Here is a 25,367-nt window from a genome sequence, read left to right on the forward strand (position 1 = left end):
AAGTTGAGTTGGTCGATAAGCCGAGTTCTGTCGTGGACAATCATTCCTCTAGGCGTACATTCACATATACGCTCAAGCAACCTACCCGAATCCTGAACGGGCCACTCATTGGATTCCTATTTGGTCTTGCTACGAGTGGAGTTTACCCTGCCGTGAACTGTTGCCAGCCACGCGGTGCGCTCTTACCGCACCCTTTCACCCTTACCAGCCGAAACTGGCGGTCTACTCTCTGTTGCACTTGTCGTGGGCTCACGCCCCCCAGGCGTTACCTGGCACTCTGCCCTGTGTAGCTCGGACTTTCCTCTCGTTTACTTGTCCCACTAGGTCGTCATAAGACGGTTAAGGGCTTCAATAAACCAGCGATTGCCTGACCAACTCAAGGCGAAAAGTATAATGGAATTCCTGATAAAAAAACAGATTTATTTAAAATTTCCGTAAAATGGACCGCTCTTTTGCTGAATTTTACTCATAGCCACTAATAATCCTCTTTCTCTATAAACTAAAACGCAAAATGAATAGAAAATCTTGTGCTATAATCAACCCAGTTTTTATGTAGATAAAGGACTCAGAAATGAATTATTTACAGATTGCCCGTGAAACCTTGCAAGTAGAAGAGAAAGCCCTTTCACGTTTGAGTAAAAATCTAGATGACAGCTTTAGCGATATTGTAGAGCTCATCCTCAATTGCCAAGGACGTTTAGTTATTGGCGGTATCGGAAAATCAGGATTAGTTGGAAAGAAAATGGTAGCAACATTTGCTTCAACAGGCACGCCAAGTTTCTTTTTACACCCAACCGAAGCCTTCCACGGCGATCTTGGAATGCTAAAACCTATTGATATTGTGATGCTTATTTCTTATAGCGGTGAAACTGACGATGTAAATAAATTGATCCCAAGTCTGAAAAATTTTGGTAATACCATCATTGCATTGACAGGCAATCCTAATTCTACTCTAGCCAAACATGCAGATTATGTACTAGACATTAGTGTCGAGCGTGAAGTTTGTCCAAATAATCTCGCTCCAACGACCTCTGTACTGGTGACAATGGCATTAGGTGATGCACTTGCAGTTTCACTGATTAAAGCTCGTGATTTCCAACCTGCAGACTTTGCAAAATTTCACCCTGGTGGTAGTCTTGGTCGCCGTTTATTGTGCCGAGTAAAAGATCAAATGCAAACTCGCTTACCAGTGACCGCACTTCATACGCCATTTACAGATTGCTTAACCATCATGAATGAAGGCAGAATGGGGGTGGCATTAGTAATGGAACAAGGTGAGTTAAAAGGCATTATTACTGATGGTGATATTCGTCGTGCATTAAGTGCCAACAGTGTTCAAACCCTTAGTAAAACGGCACAAGAATTAATGACATCAAATCCCAAAACTATTCATATGGATGCTTTTTTGTCGGAAGCTGATGCTTTAATGAAAGCAAAAAAAATTCACTCACTTGTTGTTGTTGATGATAACAATAAAGTTGTGGGCTTAGTGGAGTTCTCAAGCTAATGATTACTGAAAAATTAAAGAAAATTAAGCTCGTAATTACCGATATTGACGGTGTATTAACAGATGGCTTATTACATTATGATGCTAATGGAGAAGCAATAAAAAGTTTCCATGTCCGCGATGGATTAGGTATTCGAATGCTGATTGAATCTGGTATTCAAGTGGCTGTTTTGTCAGGCAGAGATTCGTCTATTTTACGCAAGCGCATTGCCGATTTAAAAATTTCGCACTTTATTTTAGGTAAACTTGAGAAAGAAAGTGCATGTTTCCAGCTAATGCAACAAAATAATGTAGCTGCTGAAGAAACGGCTTATATTGGAGATGATAGCGTGGATCTTCCTGCATTCGCAGTTTGCGGACTTTCATTCACAGTTGCAGACGCACCACAATATGTTAAAACTTGTGCAGACTATGTATTACAATTGGGTGGTGGTAAAGGCGCATTTCGTGAAATGTCAGATATGATTTTAGAAGCTCAAGGTAAAAGTGAAGTCTATGCTACAGCAAAAGGATTCTTAAAAACTGTAGAAAAAATGACACAATAGTCGATTACGCAAAAAAAACGCTACTCAAAAGTAGCGTTTTTTATTGAATGTTTTTACTATTTCACAATTCTTAAATGAGAAGGTGCTTTTTTCTCAGTTGATTGTGCCTGTGGTTTTGGTTGAGTTTTCGGCTTATCTACCGCTTCAGCAAAACTTAATGGCTGTTCAGACATTGTCTTCTCAAGCTCATCATAAATTTCTTCTGGCTCAAACATTACACCATCACCATTCTCACGTGCATAAATCGCTAATGCAGCACCCATTGGGATATAAATATCCTGTGGCACACCACGAAAACGTGCATTAAACGCAATAAAGTCATTAGTTAACTGCAAATTTCCAGTCGCATTTGTAGAGATATTCAACACAATTTGTCCATCTTTCACATATTCAACCGGTACTTTCACACCAAAATAAGTTGCATCAACAACCAAATAAGGGGTGAAATCGTTATCCACTAACCAATCGTAATAAGCACGCAATAAATATGGTCGCTTTGGTGAAGACTTATATTCCATTATACGTTACTTCTCATCCATTAAATTTTTTGGTGCTGTTGCGCCTAAAGACTGCATAAATGAATCACGTTCAAATACACGAGCCATATAAGTTTTAATTGCTTTACTACCAGCCCCTGTGAAATCAACGCCTAATTCCTGCATACGCCATAATAATGGTGCAATATAGCAGTCAATTAAACTAAACTCTTCACTCATAAAATAAGGCGTTTGTGAAAAAATTGGCGCAATCGCAAGAATTTCTTCTTTTAGTTGTTTTAATGCAGTTGCACGTTCAGCATCTGTACCTTTTTCTGCTTTTACTAGCGCTGGATACCAATCTTGCTCAATTCTTAACATCAATAAACGGCTTTTACCACGAGCAACTGGATACACAGGCATTAATGGAGGATGAGGAAAACGCTCATCAAGATATTCCATAATAATACGAGAATTAAATAATACTAAATCACGTTCGACTAATGTCGGTACAGTACCGTAAGGATTTAACTCCATTAAATCTTCTGATACAACTTGAGGATCTACAACTTCCGTTTCATAAGCGACACCCTTTTCTGCTAATACAATTCTCACTTGATGACAGTAAATATCTGTTTTATCTGAAAAAAGTGTCATTACTGAACGTTTATTTGCAGCGCTTGTCATCTATTCCTCCGACAGCTCTTAAATGAATTAAAATATCGTTATCATATCGCCTAAAATCAGGCATTACATCATATAAAAAATGGGTATTAATTCTATCATAAATAGAACCTATTTTTACAAAATAATCAAAATTTTTTTGCTAACAAAAAAAATTGCAAGCCCTTTTGGACTTGCAACTTGAATATAAAACGTAAAATATAAAATTAACGTTTTGAGAATTGTGGACGACGACGTGCTTTGCGTAAACCCACTTTTTTACGCTCAACTTGACGCGCATCACGGGTAACGAAACCAGCTGCACGTAATACAGAACGTAAGCTCTCATCATATTCAATTAATGCACGAGTGATACCGTGACGGATTGCACCCGCTTGACCTGAAATACCACCACCTTTAACAGTGATGTATAGGTCTAATTTCTCAGTCATTTCAACTAACTCTAAAGGTTGACGAACGATCATACGAGCTGTTTCGCGACCGAAATAAACGTCTAACTCACGTTGGTTGATAGTGATTTTACCACTGCCCGGTTTGATAAATACACGAGCTGAAGAGCTTTTGCGGCGACCTGTGCCGTAGTTTTGATTCTCTGCCATATCCTAAACCTCGTGATTAAATGTCTAAAACTTGTGGTTGTTGTGCTGCATGGTTATGTTCTGAACCCGCATACACTTTTAATTTACGATACATTGCGCGACCTAATGGGCCTTTTGGCAACATACCTTTAACCGCAATTTCAATCACTGCTTCAGGACGGCGTGCGATCATTTCTTTGAAAGTCGCTTGTTTGATACCACCTACATAGCCAGTGTGCCAGTAGTAAAGTTTATCGTCTGCTTTGTTACCTGTTACAGCAACTTTATCCGCATTGATAACGATGATGTAATCACCAGTGTCAACGTGTGGAGTATATTCAGCTTTATGTTTACCACGAAGGCGACGTGCTAATTCAGTCGCTAAACGACCTAAAGTTTTACCTGTCGCATCTACTACATACCAGTCGCGTTTAACCGTTTCTGGCTTTGCTACAAAAGTTTTCATTAATTAATTACCAAAATAATATTATTAATACCCAGTGTTTGTTGATAAATTCTTTAAAACAAACACAACCATTAATCTTAATCAAGCACCCCTTCGAGTGTGATCTCGATAAATAATGTGTGGTGGGAAATCCGACACATTTTACAGGGTCGCAAAATTATACATAAGAAAAATAGGAAAAGCGACTATTTTTTTAGAAGAATCAATAAGAAAAAATAACAAAGTAGAAAATAAAGAAAGGAAAAAATTTGCGGACAGTTTTTTCTCTCCGCAAATAGATAAATTAAGCCATAAAAAAACTGATTATGCTTTGGCTGTAAGATCTTTAATTACTGTTGTTGCAGAATTCCGAATAACAGACTGAATCCCTTTTTGTGCAGATGCAAGTGATGCATAATATTGACTACGCCCAATTTCTTGATGATTTTTTGCTTTTAACACAAAATAAGGTTTGTCATTTTTTGCGACTTTTACTTCAAAGCTTTCTGCTTCTAAACCATTTTTTTGTACCGAAGCAATACCATTTTCAGCTGCTGCTCTAGAACGATACAATTCACTAGTTAAAATCACTTGGCTATTTGCCGCCACAAGATTAAACATAAATTGTCCGTCTTTTGCTAATTTTAATTCATACCAGCCTAACGCCATAAGTTTCTCCTTATTTTCTTTCCTAGTGAGATGAATTTCTCATAGGCAAGAATAGATCCTCTGGTGAAAATTGCAACCTTTTTAATCAATTAAAGTGCTTGTTGCGTGTAAAGTTTTACTTTACTTAGTTCAGACATTTTATTTACATAACAACCTAATTTTTCAGGAAATTCTAAACCTTTCACACAGGTTAAGTTACGTAAAGTTGGAAAAACTAAAATATCTTCTAAAGACAATTCAGTATTCAATGAGCCTTCGCCTAAAACTAACGGCTCTAATTTTGCTAAATCAGAATGTAATCTGTCTAAATATTCATTGGTTTTTTCCCAATGCATTGCAAAATCGCCCACATATTCGGTTTTCTTTTTAGTGAAATAATCGACCGCACTTTGTGTTGCAAATTCTGGCACATCGAGCTTAATAAAACGTGGCATTAAAAGATAATTTGAATAGCTGGTAATCTCACTTAAAATCGCTTGTACTTCTGGACGAACCTCACCTTTTAATACTGGTTCTCCATAGTGTTGATCAACATAATGAACAATATCTAGGCTTTCAGGCATTGCTGTACCATCTTCTTTGATCAAGATTGGGACAACTTTCTTCCCGACCAAACTTATCGGTGTTGCATCATCATCGTTTAATAAAATGTGAAATTCAACGGGCAAATTTTTCAACCCAAAGATCATCATCGCACGCACACAATAAGGGCAATGATCGAATACATATAATTTCATTGTTTTCTCCTGTATAAAAAATAACAACTACACTTTACTGTTTTTTTGTAAGAATTCAACTAACAACTTGCCTAACCCACTTTGTCTTTTTACTGGATTTTTGACCGCACTTTTCCAAATATCCGGCGTGGTAAACACGGTCAGTTTTTCTTTAGCACGCGTAATGCCCGTATAAACAAGCTCGCGAGATAAAATTGGATTAGGTTCTGTCGGCAGCACTAAAAATGTATGGGTAAATTCTGAACCTTGTGATTTATGAATTGTCATCACAAATGCTGTTTCATAGTTCGGCACGCGGCTGGCTAACACCGTTTTATAATGCGCTTGCCCCTGTTCAAACCATACTTTCCCATCTCCTAGAAACAGACCTATATCCCCATTATATAAACCAACGTGGCTATCATTTTGAGTAATCATTATAGGTTTACCAATATACCAATCTCGCTCATGTTTAAAGTTTAACAAGCCTTTCTGTTTCAATTTATTCGCAATTTGAATATTTAATTGTTCTACACCTAACTCACCGACTCGCAAAGCGGTCAAAAAACGTACTTGATTAAAAGATGCAAAAATTGCCTGAATTTGCTGAGGACTTGGCGTTTCTCGTGCAAAGTTAAGTTGTTTGAGTTTTATTAAATATTCTTGATATTTTTCGACCGCACTTTCTACTACTAAATTAACGCAAGCTCGAATAGAGACTTTTTCTTCGTCGCTACTTTCCTCTGAGGCACAATTCTTTAGGAAATCAATCATTTCAATATCATTAAAATTGTCAAAATGTTGCCAACTTAATGTCGTTTTCCCTTTATTGATCGCATCTGCAAGCTGACCAATCCCCGAACTATCAGAGAAACGATGGCTATGATGTAAACGGCAAAGACTATCTCTAATTGGATGACCGTCTGGCTGTGAGGATACTTGGCAATCTGTCACCTCAAACAAATACTGTGCTAATTCAGTACTATAACCTTGGCTTGCGAACTGCCCTAATTCACCTAACGTTTCACCTGCTTCAACTGGCGATAACTGGTTCTGGTCACCTAACAAAATCAGTTTAGTTTGAGGTTTCAATGCCTGTAAAAGTTTCGCCATAAGTGGCAAATCAATCATTGACGCCTCGTCTACCACCAGCACATCTACTTGCAAAGGATTTTGACGATGATACGTGGTTCGCTCTTCAAAAAATCGTGTCCCCAGCAATCGATGCAAGGTTTGAGCAGAAGTTGGAATAGACTCAATCAATTCATTATCTAATGAAATATTTTCACGCACTTGCAGCGTATTCAATGCACCGTTAATTGATTCCGTTAGACGTGCTGCTGCTTTCCCTGTTGGAGCGACCAATTTAATATTCAGTGTGCGATGATGTAGCTCTTGTAACGCAAGCAATAAACGTGCCACCGTTGTAGTTTTACCCGTTCCCGGCCCACCCGTAATTAAACAAAAACGCTGGCGTAATGCGGTTGCCACTGCCACTTTCTGCCAGTTGATATCAGTCTCACTTTTCGTCGGAAAATATTTGCGTAAAATAGCTCGAATTTGTGCCCTATCAACCATATTCTCTGTAGAAGAAATTTGAGAATTATCGACTGCACTTTGTAGATAATCCGCCACGCGATATTCATCTTGCCAAATGCGATAAAAATACAGTGCATCAAATTGAAACACTAAAGGGGCGATTTTCTGTTGTGGTTCTGTACTAAAGGCAGTATTGTTTTGTAAACTTGATTGCCAATTTTCTACTGGTAAGAAATCGATTTTTTGTTGAATCTCACTTAAATATGGACGTTCAAATTGACGATAAGCCAAATTAAATGGGTTGCGCTCAAGGGCTTTATCTAAGAAAAGACAAGTATTACCTTGCTGATAGTTATAGCTACAAAGTGCGGCTAATAATGTGGCAAGATTGCGAATAACCTCAGGCGTTTCAGTGGTTTGTTTGTCTGCTATTAATTTTGCAAAATAATAATCACCTTGGCTAATCACCTGTTGCTGCTTTAATTCGTGTAAAATGCTAAGCATTAAAATAACTCCTCTAATTCCTGAATTAATGCAACATCAGGCACTGTAAAATAGACACCCCGAGCTGATTGACCATTCATTCCACGTAAAAAAGCATATACAACACCACCAAAATGTGACTCATATTGATAGTTTGGATCGCGTTCTTTTAAATAGCGATGCAATGCCACACAATAAAATAAATATTGCCAGTGATAATAGTGTTTACACATTGTCTTTTCGAGGTTTTCTGTACTGTAATCAGATAATAAGTTGCCTAATTTATTAGATTTATAATCAAGCAAATAATATTTACCATTATGACGGAAAACTAGGTCAATAAAACCGCGTAACATTCCTTTTATACCTTCTCGCACCACATCAAGTTGTAAAGGTTCCGAAAATAAATGGTATTTTTGCAATAAGTGATTAAAACGTACCACATCAAAAGTATTTTCTAATTTCAAATAAAATTCTAATTCTTTCAAGCAATCCTTCATCGCCAAATCAGATAAGCAAAATGTTGATGTGCTAAATAATGGTGTATGTAAAATTTGAGTTAACCAACGTTGTAAAGTGATTTGCCAAACATCTTCAAGCTGTAATTGTTGGCAAATTTTTTCGACTGCGTCCATTTCCACAGGTTGATTAAGCGGATATTTCTCAAAATAGCTATGCAACACTTTCCCTACTCGGGCACTAGCAGGAAAATCAAATGGGGAATAGTCAGCTTCATAACCTTCTAATATTGTCGTTCCAAAAGAAACTAACGCTGTATTGTCAATAACTACGTTTTGGTCATAATCTTTCTCTTGACTTAAAAATTGAGAAAAATCAACCGCACTTTGTTTAGCATCTAAGTAATGTTGTAAAACGGACTTTTCATGGAAATGACTAATCGCACTAAAGCTGGTCACTTGCCAGTTTTGTTCAATACTGCCAGTAAAAGTTGCTGCACTTAATTGTTCGTTTGGTTTTGCAAGCAATAACGGTGCTTTGCCTTCAATATCAAGCAAATCATCAATCGCAATTTGCACATTTTGTTTAGCCATTCGATCTTTAAATGCCGTCAATGCAGTTCTCACACTTGCCACATCCATTCTGCCTTGGGTTAACAAATATTGAATCGCATTCCAATTTGAAGAAAAGTTTTCTGGCATTGCGATTATCACTTGATATTTCGCACGCGTTAATGCTACATACAACAAACGCATTTCTTCTGCACGCAACTCACGTTGGATTTCGTCAGAATGTTCTCCTTCCATATCCCATAAAACGGCTTTTTGTTCTTCATTAAAATACGTTTGAATCAGGCTATCGTTGGATTTTGGTGGGTTAGCAATAAACGGTAACCACACAAGGTCATACTCTAACCCTTTTGATTTATGGAATGTCACGATTTTGACTAATTTGCGTTCGCTTTCTAAACGAATTTGCAGATCACCTTGGCGGTTTTCACCTTGGATTTTTTTCTCAAACCAACGTAACAAACTCGCTGGACTTTCGTTGAGCGGACTTGCTTCTTGCAATAATTCGGCAAGATGTAATAAGTCGGTTACCGCTCGTTCCCCCCCTTCAGTCATAAGTAGATTTTCGGCAATTTTCTTTTCTAAAAATAGCTGATGTAACATTGCTAAAATACTTTGCGTTTGCCAAATACGTTGATAACGTACAAAATCATCGACAGTATTCGTCCAACGTTGTTCATCTTGCTTGATTTGATTGATTTCTGCTGACGTTAAGCGCCAAATACTGGTTGCAATCGCATTTAGAATATTACGTTCACTAAATGGATTTAAACACGCCTTTAAAATCAAAACTAACTCTTGGGCTTGCGGACAATCAAATACATTGCTGTTATCAGACAAATATACCGATGCAATACCTACTTTTTGTAAAGCGGATTTAATGACTTCGGCTTCTTTCCAATCTCGCACTAAGACTGCAATACGTTCTTCTGTTAATGGTTCAATCTCTTCTTTGCTATCTCTTGATGCTTTAAAAACAGCTTGATTTTCGACCGCACTTTGTAGCCATTGATAAATAGATGCGGCACAGGTTTCCGCCAAAATATAACGTTGGTCTTCATTCAAACGCCCATTTCTACTCTCTTTGCCTAAATCACCGATATAACACTGAACCGCAGGTTGTACCTTACCGTTCAAATAGAATTTTGGCTTATTCGCTCGGAAAGAAACAGGCTGGAATTGGATTTGCTCGTATAAAAATGGTTGTACTAACGGATTTTCATCAAAGTCAAATAAACCATTCACTGCATTCACCACCGTTTCTTCAGAACGCCAGTTGGTACCTAAAGTGAATTTCTGTTTCGTTTCAAGTGCTGCTTTAAAATAAGTGAAAATATCTGCACCACGGAATTTATAGATCGCTTGCTTTGGATCACCGATCATAATAAAACCCGTTGGTGAAGAAGATAATTGGATATAAATTTTGGAAAATATTTGATACTGAATGTTATCTGTATCTTGGAATTCATCAATCATTGCAAAAGGATATTGCAAGCGAATAAATTGCGCTAATTCATCGCCTTTTTCGGAATATAACGCCTCTTGCAATAAACGTAATAGATCATTAAAGCCTTTTTCTGAATGGTCTAATTTATGCTGAATCAGTAGTTTCTGCACACCTTTCAAATAGTGATACATAATCACTTTGCGGTAAATACCTTGCATTTTTTGTGTTGCAACAGCCTCATCTGCCAATTCAAAGAAAGGATGAGTGATTGGGGTTACATCCTCTTCTGCATAGCCATTAAGTGCTTCTTGATTGAAATATTTAACCAGCACATCAGGTAAATTCACTCTATTGTTAGCACGAGCCCAATCTTTCATTGTTTGTAGCCACTTCGGCACAAAATTGCACTTAAATGTCGTGCGTTTTAAAGCTTTCTTTTCGCCTTTTTTGTAGCTTTTCGCTAACTCATTTTCAATTAATCCGATAATTTCGTCTTCATCTTTTAGCCACGCCTGTTTGAGATCGAGAATTTGTTGTTGGATTGGCAAAATGTATTCGGCAAGAAACTCTCTCAACGACAAAGCTAACAATTCAGTTTGCTTGATTTGTGGGCGTAAACCAAAATCAGATATTTGCGAGTATAGCTCACGACGCACCGCTTGCGGTGAACTCAACGCATTATAAATATAATTCGCTTCAGCAAAAGACAGCGGATAAAACTGCTCACGCCAGTATTCATTAAAGCAATGTTGGATCAGCTCCCCTTCGTCTTTGACTAATTCAAGATTGAAATGTACGCCTGAATTAAAGGCATATTGCATTAACATTCGGCGACAGAAACCGTGAATGGTATAAATCGCAGCCAAATCCATACTCTGTTCTGCGATTTTTAAACGCTGAATAGCAATATCAATATCTTCAATGTGTTGGATTAATTCTTGTAAAAATGGTTCTTCAGAAAGTGCGCTTTCACCTTGTTCTTTATAGGCAATAAAGGCTTGTTTGGTTTGATGAATACGTTCACGAATACGCCCTTTCAATTCGTTAGTCGCAGCTTCAGTAAATGTCACCACGAGAATTTGCTCTACTGTCAATGGTAAAGGGAAATTCTCTACGCCTGCTTGTAGCAACAAACGTAAATACAATGAACCAATAGTGTAGGTTTTTCCTGTACCTGCCGATGCTTCAATTAAACAAACAGTATTCAGTGGAGTACTGACTGCATTCAAATTACGTGGTGAATCCATCATAGAATATTGCTCTCTCCTGAGTAGTAATGCCAATTTTTACAAGGGATAGATGAGAAAAAGTGCGGTCTATTTTACCGCACTTTTTTGATTAAAAGTTTAATACTTTATCGGCTTCCATTGTCCAATCTGCAAGTTCAGACAAAGTGCCAATTTCAACGCCTTCAGCAAGCGGAAGCTCTGTCACACCTCGTGCATTGGTACAGGTTTTACATAGTTTCACTGCTGCACCTTGTGCAGTTAAAATTTCCAAAGCCTGTTGCAAGTGATAACCTTCAGCAGGATTTTGTTTAGCAAGCCCGCCTGTCACTGCATCTGACATTAAAAATAATTTTAAATCCACCGCACTTTTATGTTGTTCTTGCAATTGCAAAGCCAATCTTAACGCACTGAAAAAACTTTCATTGCCGTAAGGTGCTGCGTGAATAATAAACAGAATTTTTTGCATATTAACCAACCCAGATAAATTTCGCCATAAATAGAAGTGAAACAACCCACACTGGCGCATTAACTTCTTTAATACGACCTGTGCATGTTTTCATAATGCAGTAGCTAATGAAACCAAATGCGATACCTTCCGTAATTGAATAAGTAAATGGCATCATTGCTGCGGTAATGAACGCGGGTGTTGCTTCGGTTAAGTCTTCCCATTTTACACGAATCAAACTTGATGCCATTAAAATCCCTACATACACCAATGCACCTGCCGTCGCATAAGCTGGCACAACACTTGCAAGTGGTGATAAGAAAATGGTCAGTAAGAATAAAATACCCACTACAATAGCAGTTAAACCAGTACGTCCTCCAACTGAGACACCAGCCCCACTTTCAATGTAGGTACTGATCGCTGAAGTCCCCATATATGAACCAGCAACGGCACTCACGCTGTCCACATATAAAGCTTGTTTCATTTTAGGGAAACGTCCTTTCTCATCACTAAAGCCCGCTTTATCGGTTACGCCTAATAAAGTGCCTGATGAGTCAAATAAGTTCACGAGTAAAAATGAGAAAATAATGCCCAGTAATGCGGTATCTAATGCGCCTGCAATATCCACTTTACCCACAACTGGCGCTAAACTTGGTGGTAGAGAAATCACACCCTTGAATGTTACCTCTGGATCAACGAAAAAGGCTAATCCAGTCACTACCGCGATAGACACTAGCACACCAGAATAAATATTACGTGCAGCTAATACCACGATAATAAAGAAACCTAAGATACCTAATAACACTTTTGGATCGTGCAATTCACCTAATGCCACTAAGGTCACAGGGTTTGGCACAACAACGCCCATATTTTTGAAGCCAATAAGTGCGATAAATAACCCAATACCAGCACCAATACCAACACGCAAGCCTAAAGGAATTGAGGCCATTAACCAATAACGAATTTGAAAAATAGTTAATACGAGCAAGCCAATTGAGCCCCAGAAAATGGCTCCCATACCGATTTCCCAAGAATAGCCTAATTTACTTACAACCACATAAGCAAAAAAGGCGTTAAGTCCCATTGCTGGCGCAAGTGCGATCGGCAAGTTACTGAATAATCCCATTGCGATTGTTCCCAAAGCCGCAATTAAACAGGTGGTAACAAAGACCACTTGTTTGTCCATACCTGCATCACCCAAAATTGATGGATTAACAAAAACGATATAGACCATTGTGAAGAACGTTGTAATACCGGCGATAACTTCAGTTCTTACGCTAGTGTTTTTCTCAGATAATTTAAAAAATCGATTTAAAAAAGATTGGTTTTCCATTATTGTTTCCAGGTTATTTTAAAAATAAAGAAGAAGTGATGAAAAACAGATAAAAAAGAGAGGTGTTTTTCCAGAGGATTCTAGCAAAAGAATGCTAGTAATGCATCGTTTTTCTCTGGCAAATTAAATTTCAAAAGACAGAATATAAAAAGTGCGGTGTTTTTTAAAAAAGTTTTAAAATTCCACCGCACTTAATCGGTTATAAACCGACTTGTTGCTTAATTCTGTCGGCAAACATACCAATACTCACCGCAAAATAGTTTGAACGATTCCAATCTAACAAGGTGCGATAATTATTTGACACGAGGAAAACACGCCCTACTTCACGATCCGGACGAACTAACCATAAATCACTCGCTGAAAGTGCGGTCAATTTTTGTTGTTCTTCTGGAGAGAAAGATTTCAACGTAATGCCTAAATTTTGCCATTCATTTAAAGAACGTTTTTTCTCTTTTTCGATACCCGAAATCTCAAGCGATAATGGTTGAGTTAACTGAACCTCTACCCCCCAAGGCACATTTTTATTCCAGCCGACGGTGCTTAAATAACTGGCGATAGAAGCAAAAACGTCATAATGATTTTTCCAAATATCTTTTTCACCATCTTGGTTGCCATCAGCGGCATAACGCAAATAAGAACTTGGCATAAACTGTGTTTGCCCCATTGCACCGGCCCAAGAACCTAACATTCTTTGACGTGGAATATCCTGTCTTTCCAACATTTTCATTGCAGACACAAATTCTTGGCTAAATAATTTTTCCCGACGTCCTTCAAATGCTAATGTTGCTAACACAGAAAGCACATCATAATTGCCTTGATAATAGCCAAAGCTACTTTCCATTCCCCAGAGTGAAAGTAAATATTCTTTTTGCACACCAAAGCGCTGACTCGCTTGCTCGAGCTGTTTTTGCTGTTCCCAATAACGTTCAGAAGCAATATCTACTTTACGTTGTGTCAACACTCGATTGAGATAATTCGTTGTACCATTTGGATTTAAACGAACAGGTTCATTAGGATCACGCTTACGAATTTTGCCTGCCTGTTGGCGATCCAAATCCACTGCTTTTTGAATATAATTAATTTGCTGGTTTTCGTGTAACACTTTATCCGATACACCTTCCCCCTTCGCTTTACCTTTTAAGAATTTTACATAATCATCAAAATTCTCGACAGTGCGCATATTGTTATATTGCATATTGCTGTCTAAGGGATTAATTTCAGGCTGACTTGAACAGCCCGCAAATAGAATACAAGCCAGTAATGTACTGGCTTTATAAATAGGTTTTAATAACACGATAACTTTCCTACTTTCTTAAAAAGAATCGATATACGATTTGTAATAACGATGTTGGTAATAAACGTGGTAAGGAACGTAATAAAAAAATGAATAAACCGCTGAACAAACCTTGCATTTGCAAGCGATGTTTCAGTTTAAATAATCGCCACTCTGCTTTTGCTTGCTCAATGCCACGACGACGTCCCACCATTCCATTGCCAACTCGTGCATAAACTAATATTTCAGGTAAATTAGCCACATTTTTGCCGCTTGCCACTAATTTGATCCATAAATAATAATCTTCTTGTAAATCTTCATAACCGCCACAAGCTAGCACCGCACTTTTTTGATACGCCACCGTCATATGGTTAAAAGGACAACGTTTATGGGTAAATTTAACAATATCCTCTTTATCTGTTGGCACATTACGGTAGCTTACAATCTCATCAACAGTCTGACCAAATTCAGCAATTTGTCCACCTACGATGACAGTATCAGGGCTTTGTTTAATAAAATTAACTTGTTGCTCAAAACGTGATGGCACGCAAATATCATCAGTATCCATTCGGAATACCCAATCATAACTGCAATGCAATAATCCTTCATTTAAAGCTTTGCCTAAACCGAGATTTTTCTCCAGCTTCACTTTTTTAATCGGTAAAACGGTTTCAAATTCAGTCACAACCTCTTCTAGTTTTGGCGTTACGGGGCCATCAAATACCAAAACGATTTCATCCGCTGGCAATGTTTGCGCTTGTAAGCTTTCAAAACATTCCCTTAAATATTGCGGATTTTCTTTAATATATAACGACATTAAAACAGAAAATTTCATTACACGAACCTTTTGAGGTTAATTGCTAACGTTGGTGAAATTAATGTCACTAACGTTACAACAAGATATTTGATCTTTAAGGTTTTTCTAAATAGTGCAAAATAATATTTTGCGGCTTTGCGCGATAAGTTCATCACGTGCGGATAAGCGAGCATATACTGAGCATTTTGTGCAAAGTTTTTTGCTTGAATTTCTGTTTTTACATACCGCGCTTTGATTTGCTCTATCGCCTTTTCAGTATGTTGCGTATTCGTTGAAACGCTAGCTCGATTGGTATGGAAAGTACAAATTGTTAACGCACGATCAACATATAATGGCTTAAATTCAGGATCTGAAATGAGCTTTAACAAAAACTCATAATCTTCTAACGATCGTAAATCCGTAGCCAATCCCCCCACTTTCAGAAATAGATCTTTTTTCACACCAATCATTGGCATTCCACCGATTTTATTGGCTAACAAAATGTTATCTAGTGTCAACGCTTTAGTATCACTGAATGGGTGCGTAACATAGGAAAAGCTTTCATTCACCATAATGCATTTAGCGGGGTGATACACAAAATTCACTTCAGGATTTTGTGCAATTCTTTCCGCTAAATAAGCACATTTTTCCGCATCAAAACGGTCATCATCGTCCAAAAAAAGTAACCAAGGTTTCGTTGCAGCTCTCGCCCCAACATTTCGACTTTCCGCCGCACCAAGATTTTTCTCATTGCGAATCACTTGATATGCAAATGAATACGCAGGTTTAATTTTAACTGGCTCAACTGAACAATCGTCTACAATAATGACTTCAAAATTATGCGACTTTTGCGCTTCTAAACTGGCTAAAAGCGCTGGGATTTCGTCTTTACGATTATAAGATGGCACAATAATGCTAAACATTATCCTGCTCCTTTGTTTGAGGAAGTAGGTCTGAATAAATAAATCATTTTACCGTTTTGTCCAAACAGAGATAAGAACATAATTAACACAAACATCAGACCAGGAAACGCATAAGTATCCGCTTTAATATGTAATATGCTTAACAGGAATAATGTAGATAGTAAGAACTTATAGCTACCATCAAACCAATTGTCTGCAATACGTTTTATAAAATAGACGGTAAATAAGAAACAGATGAATAAATAACCTGCGCCACCATATAACACTTGGCGTAAAAAGCCCGAGTCAGTACCACCATAATAACGACCATCGGGAGTGAAATAATAACCGTCCCCAACTAAAATTTGTTTCATTGTTGGAATAAACAAATGATTTTTCACTAAATTTTCTGAAGATGAACTCAGTTTTGTAACATCTTGAGTTGATAATAAATTGATTACTGGCTCTAAAGCGTGGGCAACATATTTATTATCGTCAAAATTCATTGCTAGTACTAACACCATTACCACAAACACAATTAATGCGGGCAAATAGCGCCATTTAAAATACAACAATATACTCAACACCGAGAAGACAAAAAAAGTGCGTCCTGAGATAACGCCAATACAAAGTAATAAAAATAAAATAATTGGTGATAAGCCTTTACCCTTTGCTTGATATGCTAATAAGAAGTGTAATAAAAACAGATAGAAAATACTTAATTGGAAAAATGCCGATGAGGTAATGTTATATAAACGATATTCTTGCTCTGAGCCATAAAAACGTGGCAACATCACATTAGTTGATAGCGCTAAATCAATGGCAAGTGACAATCCGGTTAAAGCAACGAACCCTATCACAGCTTGGATTACAATACCAATATTCATATCACGCACGCATTGCGCTTTGCCTAGATTGTGGTGATAAAACAGGTTATAAATAGCTACACCAAATAAAAAAAGTATTAAAGTTTTGGCATACATTTTCACAACACCAAGCTCGCCTGTATTGTGAACAAGCATTGGCAGTACACTAGCCAAAATAAGGGCTATAATCACTACGATACTATCAATGGGTAATGCTATGCCTTGTGGCAAAATCATTGAACTTTTATTGTTTTCAATACGAACCTTACTTTGGCGGTAAAGATAATAGGCTAATGCAAAAATGGCAATACCACCAACAAAAAATGCCATTCGGAAAAAATGCCATAACCAAGGATCATAAAGATAAAAAAAGTTAAATACTGCTGACATACTAGCTTCCTAAATTTCTCATAATAGCGAAGAGTTTTTTTAATGGATACTTCATCAGTTTTTTCCAAAAACTATTAGCCATTGACCCACGCAAAGACTCTAAATTGCTAACTAAAGCCGGATTTTCAATCGCTAATAAAGGGCGTACTACTTTATTTTTTATCCCAAATTGTTGTTGGAATAAAATAAAATCGTCTGCCAACCAGAAAGGTGGGGGATTCTGTTGTACTTGAATTAAAAAGGATCGTGCCGCAGATTTTTTAATCAAATACGCCACTGTGCCAGCAAAATAATCCTTATAAGGGTAAGCATAGCAAAACTCAGTATTCGCAATTTTTTTACACAACCACGAAAATGTCACTGGGTAATTAATCTCTAACTCATTATCATCAAAATGTAAAATTTTTGATTGTCCGACGAGAATCAAATCAACTTGCCTTTCTTGCTGTAAAAGTGCGGTCACATTATTTAGAAAATGCTGGTTAAATAGTGCATCATCTTCACACACTAAGCAATATTCATCTTCGCTAATTGCTTGATCATCAACAATTTTTTGATACACGCCTAAATGACTTAACGTACAACCAATTTCACCTTTAGTCACGGCTCTGCCATAACGTTGTTGGAATTGTTCAACATTAAAAAGTGCGGTCAACTTTTCCCAAGTTTCGTTCATCGTATTAATCGCAGAATACACCTCAAAATCTTGTGTATCAGGCTGTTGAAAAAACAGCTCACGGCGATACTCATCTTTTTCTAAAGAAATCAAAAACTTTTTCATATCAATCTCTTATATCAATGACATTTACACCGACTTCGTCAAATAAATCATAGCACGCATCAAAATCAGAGTTACCTGTATCAATTTTCAACGCAATTACTTCAATATTGTCGCTTTTATTCATAATATTTAAGATAGCACTACTGAAATAGGTATAAATACGATATTTTTTCTGGTTACATTGCTGAATAATATAGTCTTCAAAAATAAATTCGGTATCAATATATTCAACATTCTCTAATCGATATTTCTCTCTCGGGTGTGGCAAATAGTAGTGAATATGAAATTGTGAAATCACTTTATTGGCTAAAGCAATATTTTTGTCATCTTCAAGAAAAACAGGCTGACCAAGCAACACATTTATTGGTTCCATTTCCACAGACTGGCTATCACAATGTCCAACTAAGTCCACGTATTCCACATTCTCAATAATATTTTTGAAACCTTTGTAGATACTGTAATGCTTTTGCGATAAGTTTCTTAAGGCTTGAATACTATATTTATTGCCCAAAAGCGTATTAATCAATTTACGTATAACATTCGGTGTTTCATTCTGGTAAAAAAGACTATTCTGTACAATATTTATAGTGCCATCATCAAAGGTATGAAATTGCTTAAATTTAACCGCACTTAATAAAAATTGAATTTGTAGATCATTAATATTCGCTACAAAAACTTTATCAAAAGATTTTCCCGAAAATTCGCGTTTTAAATACAGAATTTCTTTAAGTAAATTCAGACGATCCTTATGTTGGACCATCTTAAAAAATTGACCGCACTTTTGAGCTAAACGTTGGCCATAATAATCAAATTTTTTATTGCTGATTGTTGATAACATCACACCATAAAATGACTCATTTGGGTGTTTCTCAATAATTTTTTCTGCAATCAATACCTGTAATGGAGTGCAACAAATCATTAAATTCATAAAGTTTTTCCTACTCTCGCAGTCATAATGTACAACACTGGCAAAATCATAAATGCCCCTATAATACTCGCATAAGGCACATACTCGATTTTAGTAAACATCAATGCAACCAAACTTATTGCGTAAATTACGGTGGATAAGACAGAACAAATGGAAATAAGTTTATTTTTTCCATAATAAAACAGGTAATTGACCAAAATGATATACGGTACAGCTAAGGTAGTAGCAACCAAAAAGAGGATAATGTAGTATTTTGTACCAACAAATTGTTCCCCCAACAGCCAAACAACAACAGCCTCTGGAATCACCCACATTACTAGCGACGGAATTGGTACAAATAATAAACTGTACCATGCCCATCTATGAATATGCTTAATATTAATCTTCTGCTGCTTAAATGCCTCAAAGAAATATGGCACCGTCGCACGATTTACCGCTTGAATAGCAATCATTAAAATAGCCGCAAGTTGAGCCCCCATTGCATACAAGCCGAGCTCTGCTTCACTAAATTGGTGATAAATAAAAATACGATCCAATTGCCCACGTAAAAACAAACTCACATTATGAAAAATTAATGGAAATCCAAAACCACATAAGTACCATAATGCACTTTTATATTGTGCTAATTTGAAAAATTTAATCCGAGTCTTACGACTATACAACAAATAAGCAATAACAAAAGCAATTAAATTCCCAAATAAAATCGCTAAAATACGCTTTTCAACTAAATCCGTTTCATACACTTCTAACAATACAACAGTTAGTATAGTAGAGGCGGCAGAAAGTAAAAATTGGATAACTGAATACGCAACAGCCTGTTTTTGACATTGCCGTACACTCAATTGCACATTGAGAAAAGACTGGAAAATTGCGGAAATAGCTAAATAAGCCATAATTTCTGAGCGAAAAATTGCACAAAAGACTAAAATAATCCCTGCCATAAACAGAGAAAAAGCATAGCCTGTTGAAACAACTAAATTGAGAGAACGTTTACCGTAAAAATAGAAATAACGGGCAATTGCACCTTCTTGGCTCAACCCAATAATAATCAAAAATAATGCTAGATATGTTTGGAAGTATGACAGCTCACCAAAACCTTCAGCACCTAGCTTGCGCGATAAATAAGGCAGAAGTAGAAAAGGAATAACTTTAGAGAACAGTTCACTAAATAGATAAATCGCACTATCTTTAATTACTTTCATTTGTTTTGTTACATCTCGTGAGCTGAGAATTTCATTGACTTGCCATTTTAACAGCAATCTTTTTTTAAAAATAGACAATGTAAACAAGATAATGAATAATATTCTCTCGTTTAACTATTTTTTATCTATTATGTTCGTACTAACAAAACTGATCACCGCTATCCTTTTACCTCCATTCAATGTAATTCTGCTTTGGATATTTGCATTCCTTTTATCTCTATTTAACTATAAAAAACTCAGCCGCGCCTCTGCATTTCTTGGTTTTATCATTCTCTACTTATCGAGTATTCCATATGTCGCACAAAAATTAGAAGATAGCCTTGTTACTGATGATAATTTAACTCTCTCCGATTATCAGCAAGCTGAAGCTATTGTATTATTAGGCGGTGGCATTAGAGATAGTAAAGAATTGTACGCAAAATTAACTGTCAATTCGATTCCTTTAGAGCGAGTACGCTATGCTGCGTATTTACAAAAAGAAACAGAATTGCCACTACTTATTACTGGTAGCTCCGGTGCTCCACAATCAGAAGCTGAAGTTGCCGCAATTGAATTACGTTATTTCTTTAATGTGCCAACAAAATGGATTGAACCAAAGGCTAGAACGACCAAAGAAAATGCAATTTATACTGCTGAAATACTGAAAAAAGAAGGTATTAATAAAATTATTTTGGTCACAAACCAATGGCATATGCAGCGTGCAACGCTGCTATATGAACGCCAAGGATTTAAAGTATTACCAGCTAGCGTTGGCTCTGGCGAAACACCAGCAGTTTATGGAGTTGGAATATGGCATTTTCTGCCACAAGCTGGTGTGATTAATAAAAATATGTTGTTATTAAAAGAATGGTTAGGTTATTTGAAAGAAAAACTAGGTTAATCTCATTAAGTAAAAGGCGAACAAATTAGTTCGCCTTTATCACATATAGATTTGACACAAAAAGGTGGTCTATTTTGAAGACTTTTTTAATAGCCCTGCTCATAAACTAATTCTGCTAATTTTACTCCCATTAAGGCTAGATTAAAACGTTGTTCATCAGCAACAGACCAAAATTGTACACCATTTTCTATCGTATTTAATGCACTAATATGTAACTTCACTATTTCTTCTTGGCTTTCAGCTTCCCCATTTGTTACTGGTGTAATCATTTTCTCTGAATGATAATTCAGTAACATATTATCTGCCCAATTTGATAATGCCACTTGAGCATCCATTTCATAGTCAGAAACCAAGGTAACCATTTGCCCTAAACCATAAAACACAGGCACTTGAATTTGGTGAAATGCTACATTATCCAAATGAGGGAAAATTTTCTGCATTTGTGCAGTTAAATTATTAGCTGGCAATGGGAAAACATCAAACGCTAAACGCTGCTGATCTTCATCTAAAGGAATACCATTCAATAATTGTGCTGTTTGTCCAGCAAGTTTACCTACTGTTTCACCACTCACATAAGAGGCTGGTAACAACGAACTCACTATTACATTACGTATATTGTGATTTTCTAACAGAGGGTAAATAGCCAATGCCAATTGTGTTACTTGTGGATCGGGCAGTGACACAATATTACGCTGTCTTAACTCAACTAATTGAGCATCATTCACTGTTGGCACAACCACAGGTACATCGTTCAATACCGAACATACGCCTTTCATATCAATGATCAGACAACCTGCTTCTGCTGCTTTAGCAATATGTGGCACTTGTTGAATATCGCCTGCAAAAAATAGGTAATGGCATTCTGGCCATTCCATTTCTTCAGGCTTAACTTGGGCAACACTTTTATTATTAAAACGGATTCCTTGCTCTTCACTAAATGGATAGATTTCAACAATAGATAATTGCTGAATATGCAACTTACTTTTTTCTAAGGCTTCTGCAATTTTTTCACTTAATTCAAATTCCGCCGCAATGGCAACATTTAAGGTTGCGTTCATTTTTCTCTCCGCTGTAAAATAATTGGCACATTTTACTGGAAGAATAAGAAAAGACAATGACGCCCGCAATTGATTTGCTGAAAAAGCATAAAATTCCTTTTACTTTACATACTTATGATCACGATCCAAACAACACACATTTTGGTGATGAAGCTGCCGAAAAGTTGGGGATCGATCCAACCCAATCCTTTAAAACTCTACTTGTTGCAGAAAATGGCAATCAGAAAAAGCTTGCTTGTTTTGTGCTACCTACCGCCAATATGCTCAACTTGAAGAAAGCGGCAAAATCTATTGGTGTGAAAAAAGTCGATATGGCAGATAAAGATATTGCCCAAAAAACCACTGGCTATTTAGTGGGAGGAATTAGCCCATTAGGTCAAAAGAAACGTTTGAAAACGGTCATTACCGAATCCGCACAGCAATTTGAAACTATTTTTGTGTCAGGTGGGAAACGAGGCTTAAGTGTAGAACTTGCACCACAAGATTTGGCTAAGCTGTTGAATGCAGAATTTATTGATATCGTTGATGATGTCGAATAAAAAACAAAAATACCAGACTTATTCGCTGGTATTTCTTATCGCTCGCATTAAGTGCGGTCAATTTTTTAGAAGTTTTATCGCTAGAATTAAAATGCAGTTGTATCTTGGAATAAACCGACTTTCAAATCTGTCGCAGTGTAAATCACACGTCCATCGACTTCTACTTCACCGTCAGCCATACCCATTACTAATTTGCGATTAATCACACGTTTCATATGAATACGATAAACCACTTTTTTCGCTGTTGGTAGGATTTGACCCGTGAATTTCACTTCGCCCACGCCTAAAGCTCTGCCTTTACCTTTACCACCAATCCAGCCTAAATAGAAACCAACTAATTGCCACATCGCATCTAAACCTAAACAACCAGGCATCACAGGATCACCAATAAAATGACAAGCAAAGAAAGGTAATTCAGGTTTAATATCAAGTTCTGCCTCGATATAGCCTTTTTCAAACATCCCACCAGTTTCATTCATTTCAACAATACGATCCATCATCAACATTATTGGTGCAGGAAGTTGTGGCCCCTCTTTGCCAAATAATTCACCACGGCCCGATGCAAGTAAGTCTTCGTAGCTGTAGCTACTTTTTTTATTTGGTGTACAACTGTTCATTATTTTAAATCCTCCAATATTTAGGAATATTCAAGCAAAATCTGCTTAAAAGGATTTTAACAGAGTTGTAATAATAAAAAAATAGCTAACACTTGTACGCTAAACTTATCGGATCAGTTATTTTTTCTTAAATAACCAATCAAATAATCCTCTCTTACCAAATTGTTGTTCTGCTCGTTGCTCAAGACGGTATGTAATAACGTGGGATAACGCTGGATTATCTTCTTGCGCAAGTTTATCTTCCTCATCAAGAAGTGGACGTTTGAATAAAATTTCACAAGCTTGATGCACATCTTCCACTGGGAAAATAAAAAATTCTCCCTTTTTGACCGCACTTACCACTTCTTCGTTCAAACTTAATTGATGAATCACTGCACTAGGAATAATGACTCCTTGAGAACCAGTTAAACCACGGCTTGCACAAATACTGAAGAAGCCTTCAATTTTGGCATTAACACCACCGACAGAATGAACTAAACCAAATTGATCAATCGATCCTGTAATTGCAATAGATTGTGGCAATGGCATATCCGCTAAAGCACTTGCTAATACGCAGAAACTTGCTAATGAAGCACTATCCCCATCAATTTCTCCATAAGATTGTTCAAATACTAAAGAAGCCGAAAATGGTAGCTGTGACGGGAAAGCCAATAAATTGGCTAAACACGCCTCAGCAATCATAATACTCTTACCGTGAATATTACCTGCAAGCTCGCTCTTACGCTCAACATCCACCACCTCACCATCACCAAACTGTACAAGGCAACTGATCCGTGATGGCTCACCAAATGCCATTGGCGTACCGGGATATTCAATCACTGATAAGCCATTAATTTGTCCAACGATCTCCCCCTCAGTGGCAACATAGACTTGCTCGTGTAAAATATCTGCGTAAGTTTGTTGTTGTAAAAAGCCTTGCTGATTCGCTTTTTCCTGTAAAAATGCCTCAAAATCGACCGCACTTAGCTCATTATCCGCCGATTTACCACTCAAAAGCGTCGTGCCGGCTAACACTTCTTTCAGTTTTAATGGCGAAACAGACACAAAGCAGCGATCTTCACTTTCACGTACTAATAATTGATAAAGTGCATTTAAAGCAGATAAGTTTAAACGTGGAAAATTATGCTTATCCGCAAAAGTTTGCACGTATTGTGCCCAAGATTGTTGTTGCTCCATATTTTCAAGTGAAGTATAGCTTTCAATTTCTGAATAATCTGCTAAATCATACAAATCCGCTTCCAAATCAGCGAACATTGCTAATTCTTCACGATTACCTAATAAAATCACCTTGAGAGATAATGGATAACTTGGAATATCACAAGGTAAATCCTTGAAAGGATGTGCTGAATACCAGTCAAATGTTTTGGTTAATAAAATCTGCTTTAAGCGTAACCATAAATCAAACTGAGCCAATAAACTCGCTACACTTAAAATTAGCACACCACCGTTTAACTGATGCACCAAACCTGAACTAAGTTGAATTTCTTGAGAGTTTGGGTGCAAACGCAATGCCCCTAATAATTTAAACTGATCGAAATACAACGCACTTTCAACGCTTTTACTGTTTGCAAAGTTGGCTTGATGCGACTGGGCAGATTCTGTATAAACTTTTGGGAAGGAAAAAGAGTCCCCTTGTTCAACCACATAATTCACCCCAAACAAAGGCAATTCAGACGGTTGTTGATTGCGAATGAATTGGGTTAATAACTCAGCATACTCCCCTTGTTCGTCTGCTTTTAACACTAACAAAGAGCGGTAGGGATTTTGTAAGAATTGAGAAACCGCAGAACTCGCACGTGGCTGTAATGTAAAAAAGTCCGTCAGACTATCAGAAATTTCGGTTAATTGTAGTACTGGTCGTAAGTCTTGCCAGGAGAGGCTTTTTTCAGCTAAAGGGGATGAACTCACTGTTATTCTCTTAGGTTATTTTGAAGGAATTGGGCATTATCGCACATTTCAATAAATAGTAAAAATATACTAGATAAAAAGGATGAAACAGCGTACACTATTT

At 37.0% G+C, this 25,367-nt stretch carries 24 protein-coding genes and 1 other RNA gene; 4 read left to right on the top strand and 21 right to left on the bottom strand.

Annotated elements, in window-relative coordinates; translation table 11 throughout:
* An RNA gene (gene rnpB / locus CKV78_RS04070) (RNase P RNA component class A) lies at positions 1-379 on the bottom strand.
* A 192-nt stretch (positions 380-571) separates the two neighbouring features.
* Between rnpB and CKV78_RS04075 the strand changes: the two genes are divergently transcribed.
* Together CKV78_RS04075 and CKV78_RS04080 are read left to right on the top strand one after the other, a co-directional pair.
* Positions 572-1,507 (top strand): KpsF/GutQ family sugar-phosphate isomerase, encoded by a 936-nt coding sequence (locus CKV78_RS04075; protein WP_005762232.1) that lies wholly within the window; start codon positions 572-574, stop codon positions 1,505-1,507.
* Positions 1,507-2,052: a KdsC family phosphatase gene (locus CKV78_RS04080; protein WP_005762233.1), complete on the top strand. Its 546-nt coding sequence runs from the start codon at positions 1,507-1,509 to the stop codon at positions 2,050-2,052. The genes CKV78_RS04075 and CKV78_RS04080 overlap by 1 nt, the downstream gene beginning before the upstream one ends.
* Before the next feature lie 56 nt (positions 2,053-2,108).
* Here the strand turns inward: CKV78_RS04080 and CKV78_RS04085 are convergent, their stop codons facing one another.
* From CKV78_RS04085 to CKV78_RS04165, 17 genes are all read right to left on the bottom strand, one after another.
* A complete protein-coding gene (locus CKV78_RS04085) occupies positions 2,109-2,570 on the bottom strand; it encodes a ClpXP protease specificity-enhancing factor (RefSeq protein WP_005762234.1) in 462 nt (153 codons plus the stop codon).
* Between the two features lie 6 nt (positions 2,571-2,576).
* Positions 2,577-3,215, bottom strand: a complete 639-nt coding sequence (sspA, locus tag CKV78_RS04090) for a stringent starvation protein SspA (protein ID WP_005762235.1) — start codon at positions 3,213-3,215, stop codon at positions 2,577-2,579.
* Positions 3,216-3,418: 203 nt separating this feature from the next.
* Positions 3,419-3,811, bottom strand: a complete 393-nt coding sequence (gene rpsI, locus CKV78_RS04095; RefSeq protein ID WP_005762236.1) for a 30S ribosomal protein S9 — start codon at positions 3,809-3,811, stop codon at positions 3,419-3,421.
* A 16-nt stretch (positions 3,812-3,827) separates the two neighbouring features.
* The gene (gene rplM, locus CKV78_RS04100) at positions 3,828-4,256 is read right to left on the bottom strand and encodes a 50S ribosomal protein L13 (RefSeq protein ID WP_005762238.1); all 429 of its coding nucleotides are present in this window, start codon (positions 4,254-4,256) and stop codon (positions 3,828-3,830) included.
* Between the two features lie 303 nt (positions 4,257-4,559).
* Positions 4,560-4,904, bottom strand: a complete 345-nt coding sequence (locus tag CKV78_RS04105) for a YegP family protein (RefSeq protein WP_005762239.1) — start codon at positions 4,902-4,904, stop codon at positions 4,560-4,562.
* Positions 4,905-4,993: 89 nt separating this feature from the next.
* Entirely contained in the window at positions 4,994-5,641 is a 648-nt protein-coding gene (locus CKV78_RS04110; RefSeq protein WP_032855153.1) for a GrxB family glutaredoxin, read from the bottom strand.
* Between the two features lie 27 nt (positions 5,642-5,668).
* On the bottom strand, positions 5,669-7,663 hold the full coding sequence (gene recD, locus CKV78_RS04115) for an exodeoxyribonuclease V subunit alpha (RefSeq protein WP_005762241.1): 1,995 nt from the start codon (positions 7,661-7,663) through the stop codon (positions 5,669-5,671).
* Positions 7,663-11,367, bottom strand: coding sequence for an exodeoxyribonuclease V subunit beta (gene recB, locus CKV78_RS04120; protein ID WP_005762242.1), 3,705 nt, complete (start codon positions 11,365-11,367; stop codon positions 7,663-7,665). Before recB ends, recD begins: the two co-directional genes overlap by 1 nt.
* A gap of 88 nt (positions 11,368-11,455) precedes the next feature.
* Positions 11,456-11,812: a DsrE/DsrF/TusD sulfur relay family protein gene (locus CKV78_RS04125; protein ID WP_005762243.1), complete on the bottom strand. Its 357-nt coding sequence runs from the start codon at positions 11,810-11,812 to the stop codon at positions 11,456-11,458.
* 1 nt (position 11,813) lies between these two features.
* Positions 11,814-13,124, bottom strand: coding sequence for an NCS2 family permease (locus CKV78_RS04130; RefSeq protein ID WP_005762244.1), 1,311 nt, complete (start codon positions 13,122-13,124; stop codon positions 11,814-11,816).
* A gap of 199 nt (positions 13,125-13,323) precedes the next feature.
* Complete coding sequence (locus tag CKV78_RS04135; RefSeq protein WP_005762246.1) at positions 13,324-14,418, bottom strand: lytic murein transglycosylase; 1,095 nt, start codon at positions 14,416-14,418, stop codon at positions 13,324-13,326.
* A 10-nt stretch (positions 14,419-14,428) separates the two neighbouring features.
* Positions 14,429-15,232 carry a glycosyltransferase family 2 protein gene (locus CKV78_RS04140; protein WP_005762247.1) on the bottom strand — a complete coding sequence of 268 codons (804 nt, stop codon included), beginning with the start codon at positions 15,230-15,232 and terminating at the stop codon, positions 14,429-14,431.
* Positions 15,232-16,116 (bottom strand): glycosyltransferase family 2 protein, encoded by an 885-nt coding sequence (locus CKV78_RS04145; protein WP_005762248.1) that lies wholly within the window; start codon positions 16,114-16,116, stop codon positions 15,232-15,234. The genes CKV78_RS04140 and CKV78_RS04145 overlap by 1 nt, the downstream gene beginning before the upstream one ends.
* Positions 16,116-17,351: a hypothetical protein gene (locus tag CKV78_RS04150; RefSeq protein WP_005762249.1), complete on the bottom strand. Its 1,236-nt coding sequence runs from the start codon at positions 17,349-17,351 to the stop codon at positions 16,116-16,118. Before CKV78_RS04150 ends, CKV78_RS04145 begins: the two co-directional genes overlap by 1 nt.
* A 1-nt stretch (position 17,352) precedes the next feature.
* Positions 17,353-18,132 carry a glycosyltransferase family 25 protein gene (locus tag CKV78_RS04155; protein ID WP_005762250.1) on the bottom strand — a complete coding sequence of 260 codons (780 nt, stop codon included), beginning with the start codon at positions 18,130-18,132 and terminating at the stop codon, positions 17,353-17,355.
* A 1-nt stretch (position 18,133) separates the two neighbouring features.
* Positions 18,134-19,060 carry a CMP-N-acetylneuraminate:beta-galactoside alpha-2,3-sialyltransferase gene (gene lst / locus CKV78_RS04160; protein ID WP_005762252.1) on the bottom strand — a complete coding sequence of 309 codons (927 nt, stop codon included), beginning with the start codon at positions 19,058-19,060 and terminating at the stop codon, positions 18,134-18,136.
* A complete protein-coding gene (locus CKV78_RS04165) occupies positions 19,057-20,262 on the bottom strand; it encodes a flippase (protein ID WP_032855271.1) in 1,206 nt (401 codons plus the stop codon). The genes lst and CKV78_RS04165 overlap by 4 nt, the downstream gene beginning before the upstream one ends.
* Before the next feature lie 130 nt (positions 20,263-20,392).
* On the opposite strand from CKV78_RS04165, the gene CKV78_RS04170 reads away from it, so the two are divergent.
* A complete protein-coding gene (locus tag CKV78_RS04170) occupies positions 20,393-21,142 on the top strand; it encodes a YdcF family protein (protein WP_005762254.1) in 750 nt (249 codons plus the stop codon).
* Positions 21,143-21,228: 86 nt separating this feature from the next.
* Here the strand turns inward: CKV78_RS04170 and CKV78_RS04175 are convergent, their stop codons facing one another.
* Complete coding sequence (locus CKV78_RS04175) at positions 21,229-22,200, bottom strand: oxidoreductase (protein ID WP_032855154.1); 972 nt, start codon at positions 22,198-22,200, stop codon at positions 21,229-21,231.
* A 56-nt stretch (positions 22,201-22,256) separates the two neighbouring features.
* Here CKV78_RS04175 and ybaK point away from each other — a divergent pair, with 56 nt between their 5' ends.
* A complete protein-coding gene (gene ybaK, locus CKV78_RS04180; protein ID WP_005762256.1) occupies positions 22,257-22,739 on the top strand; it encodes a Cys-tRNA(Pro) deacylase in 483 nt (160 codons plus the stop codon).
* 86 nt (positions 22,740-22,825) lie between these two features.
* Here the strand turns inward: ybaK and fabA are convergent, their stop codons facing one another.
* Complete coding sequence (gene fabA / locus CKV78_RS04185; protein ID WP_005762257.1) at positions 22,826-23,356, bottom strand: bifunctional 3-hydroxydecanoyl-ACP dehydratase/trans-2-decenoyl-ACP isomerase; 531 nt, start codon at positions 23,354-23,356, stop codon at positions 22,826-22,828.
* Positions 23,357-23,473: 117 nt separating this feature from the next.
* Positions 23,474-25,264, bottom strand: a complete 1,791-nt coding sequence (locus CKV78_RS04190; protein WP_005762259.1) for an AAA family ATPase — start codon at positions 25,262-25,264, stop codon at positions 23,474-23,476.
* Positions 25,265-25,367 lie beyond the last annotated feature (103 nt).

The sequence above is a fragment of the Pasteurella dagmatis genome, from assembly GCF_900186835.1.
Lineage (GTDB): Bacteria > Pseudomonadota > Gammaproteobacteria > Enterobacterales > Pasteurellaceae > Pasteurella > Pasteurella dagmatis.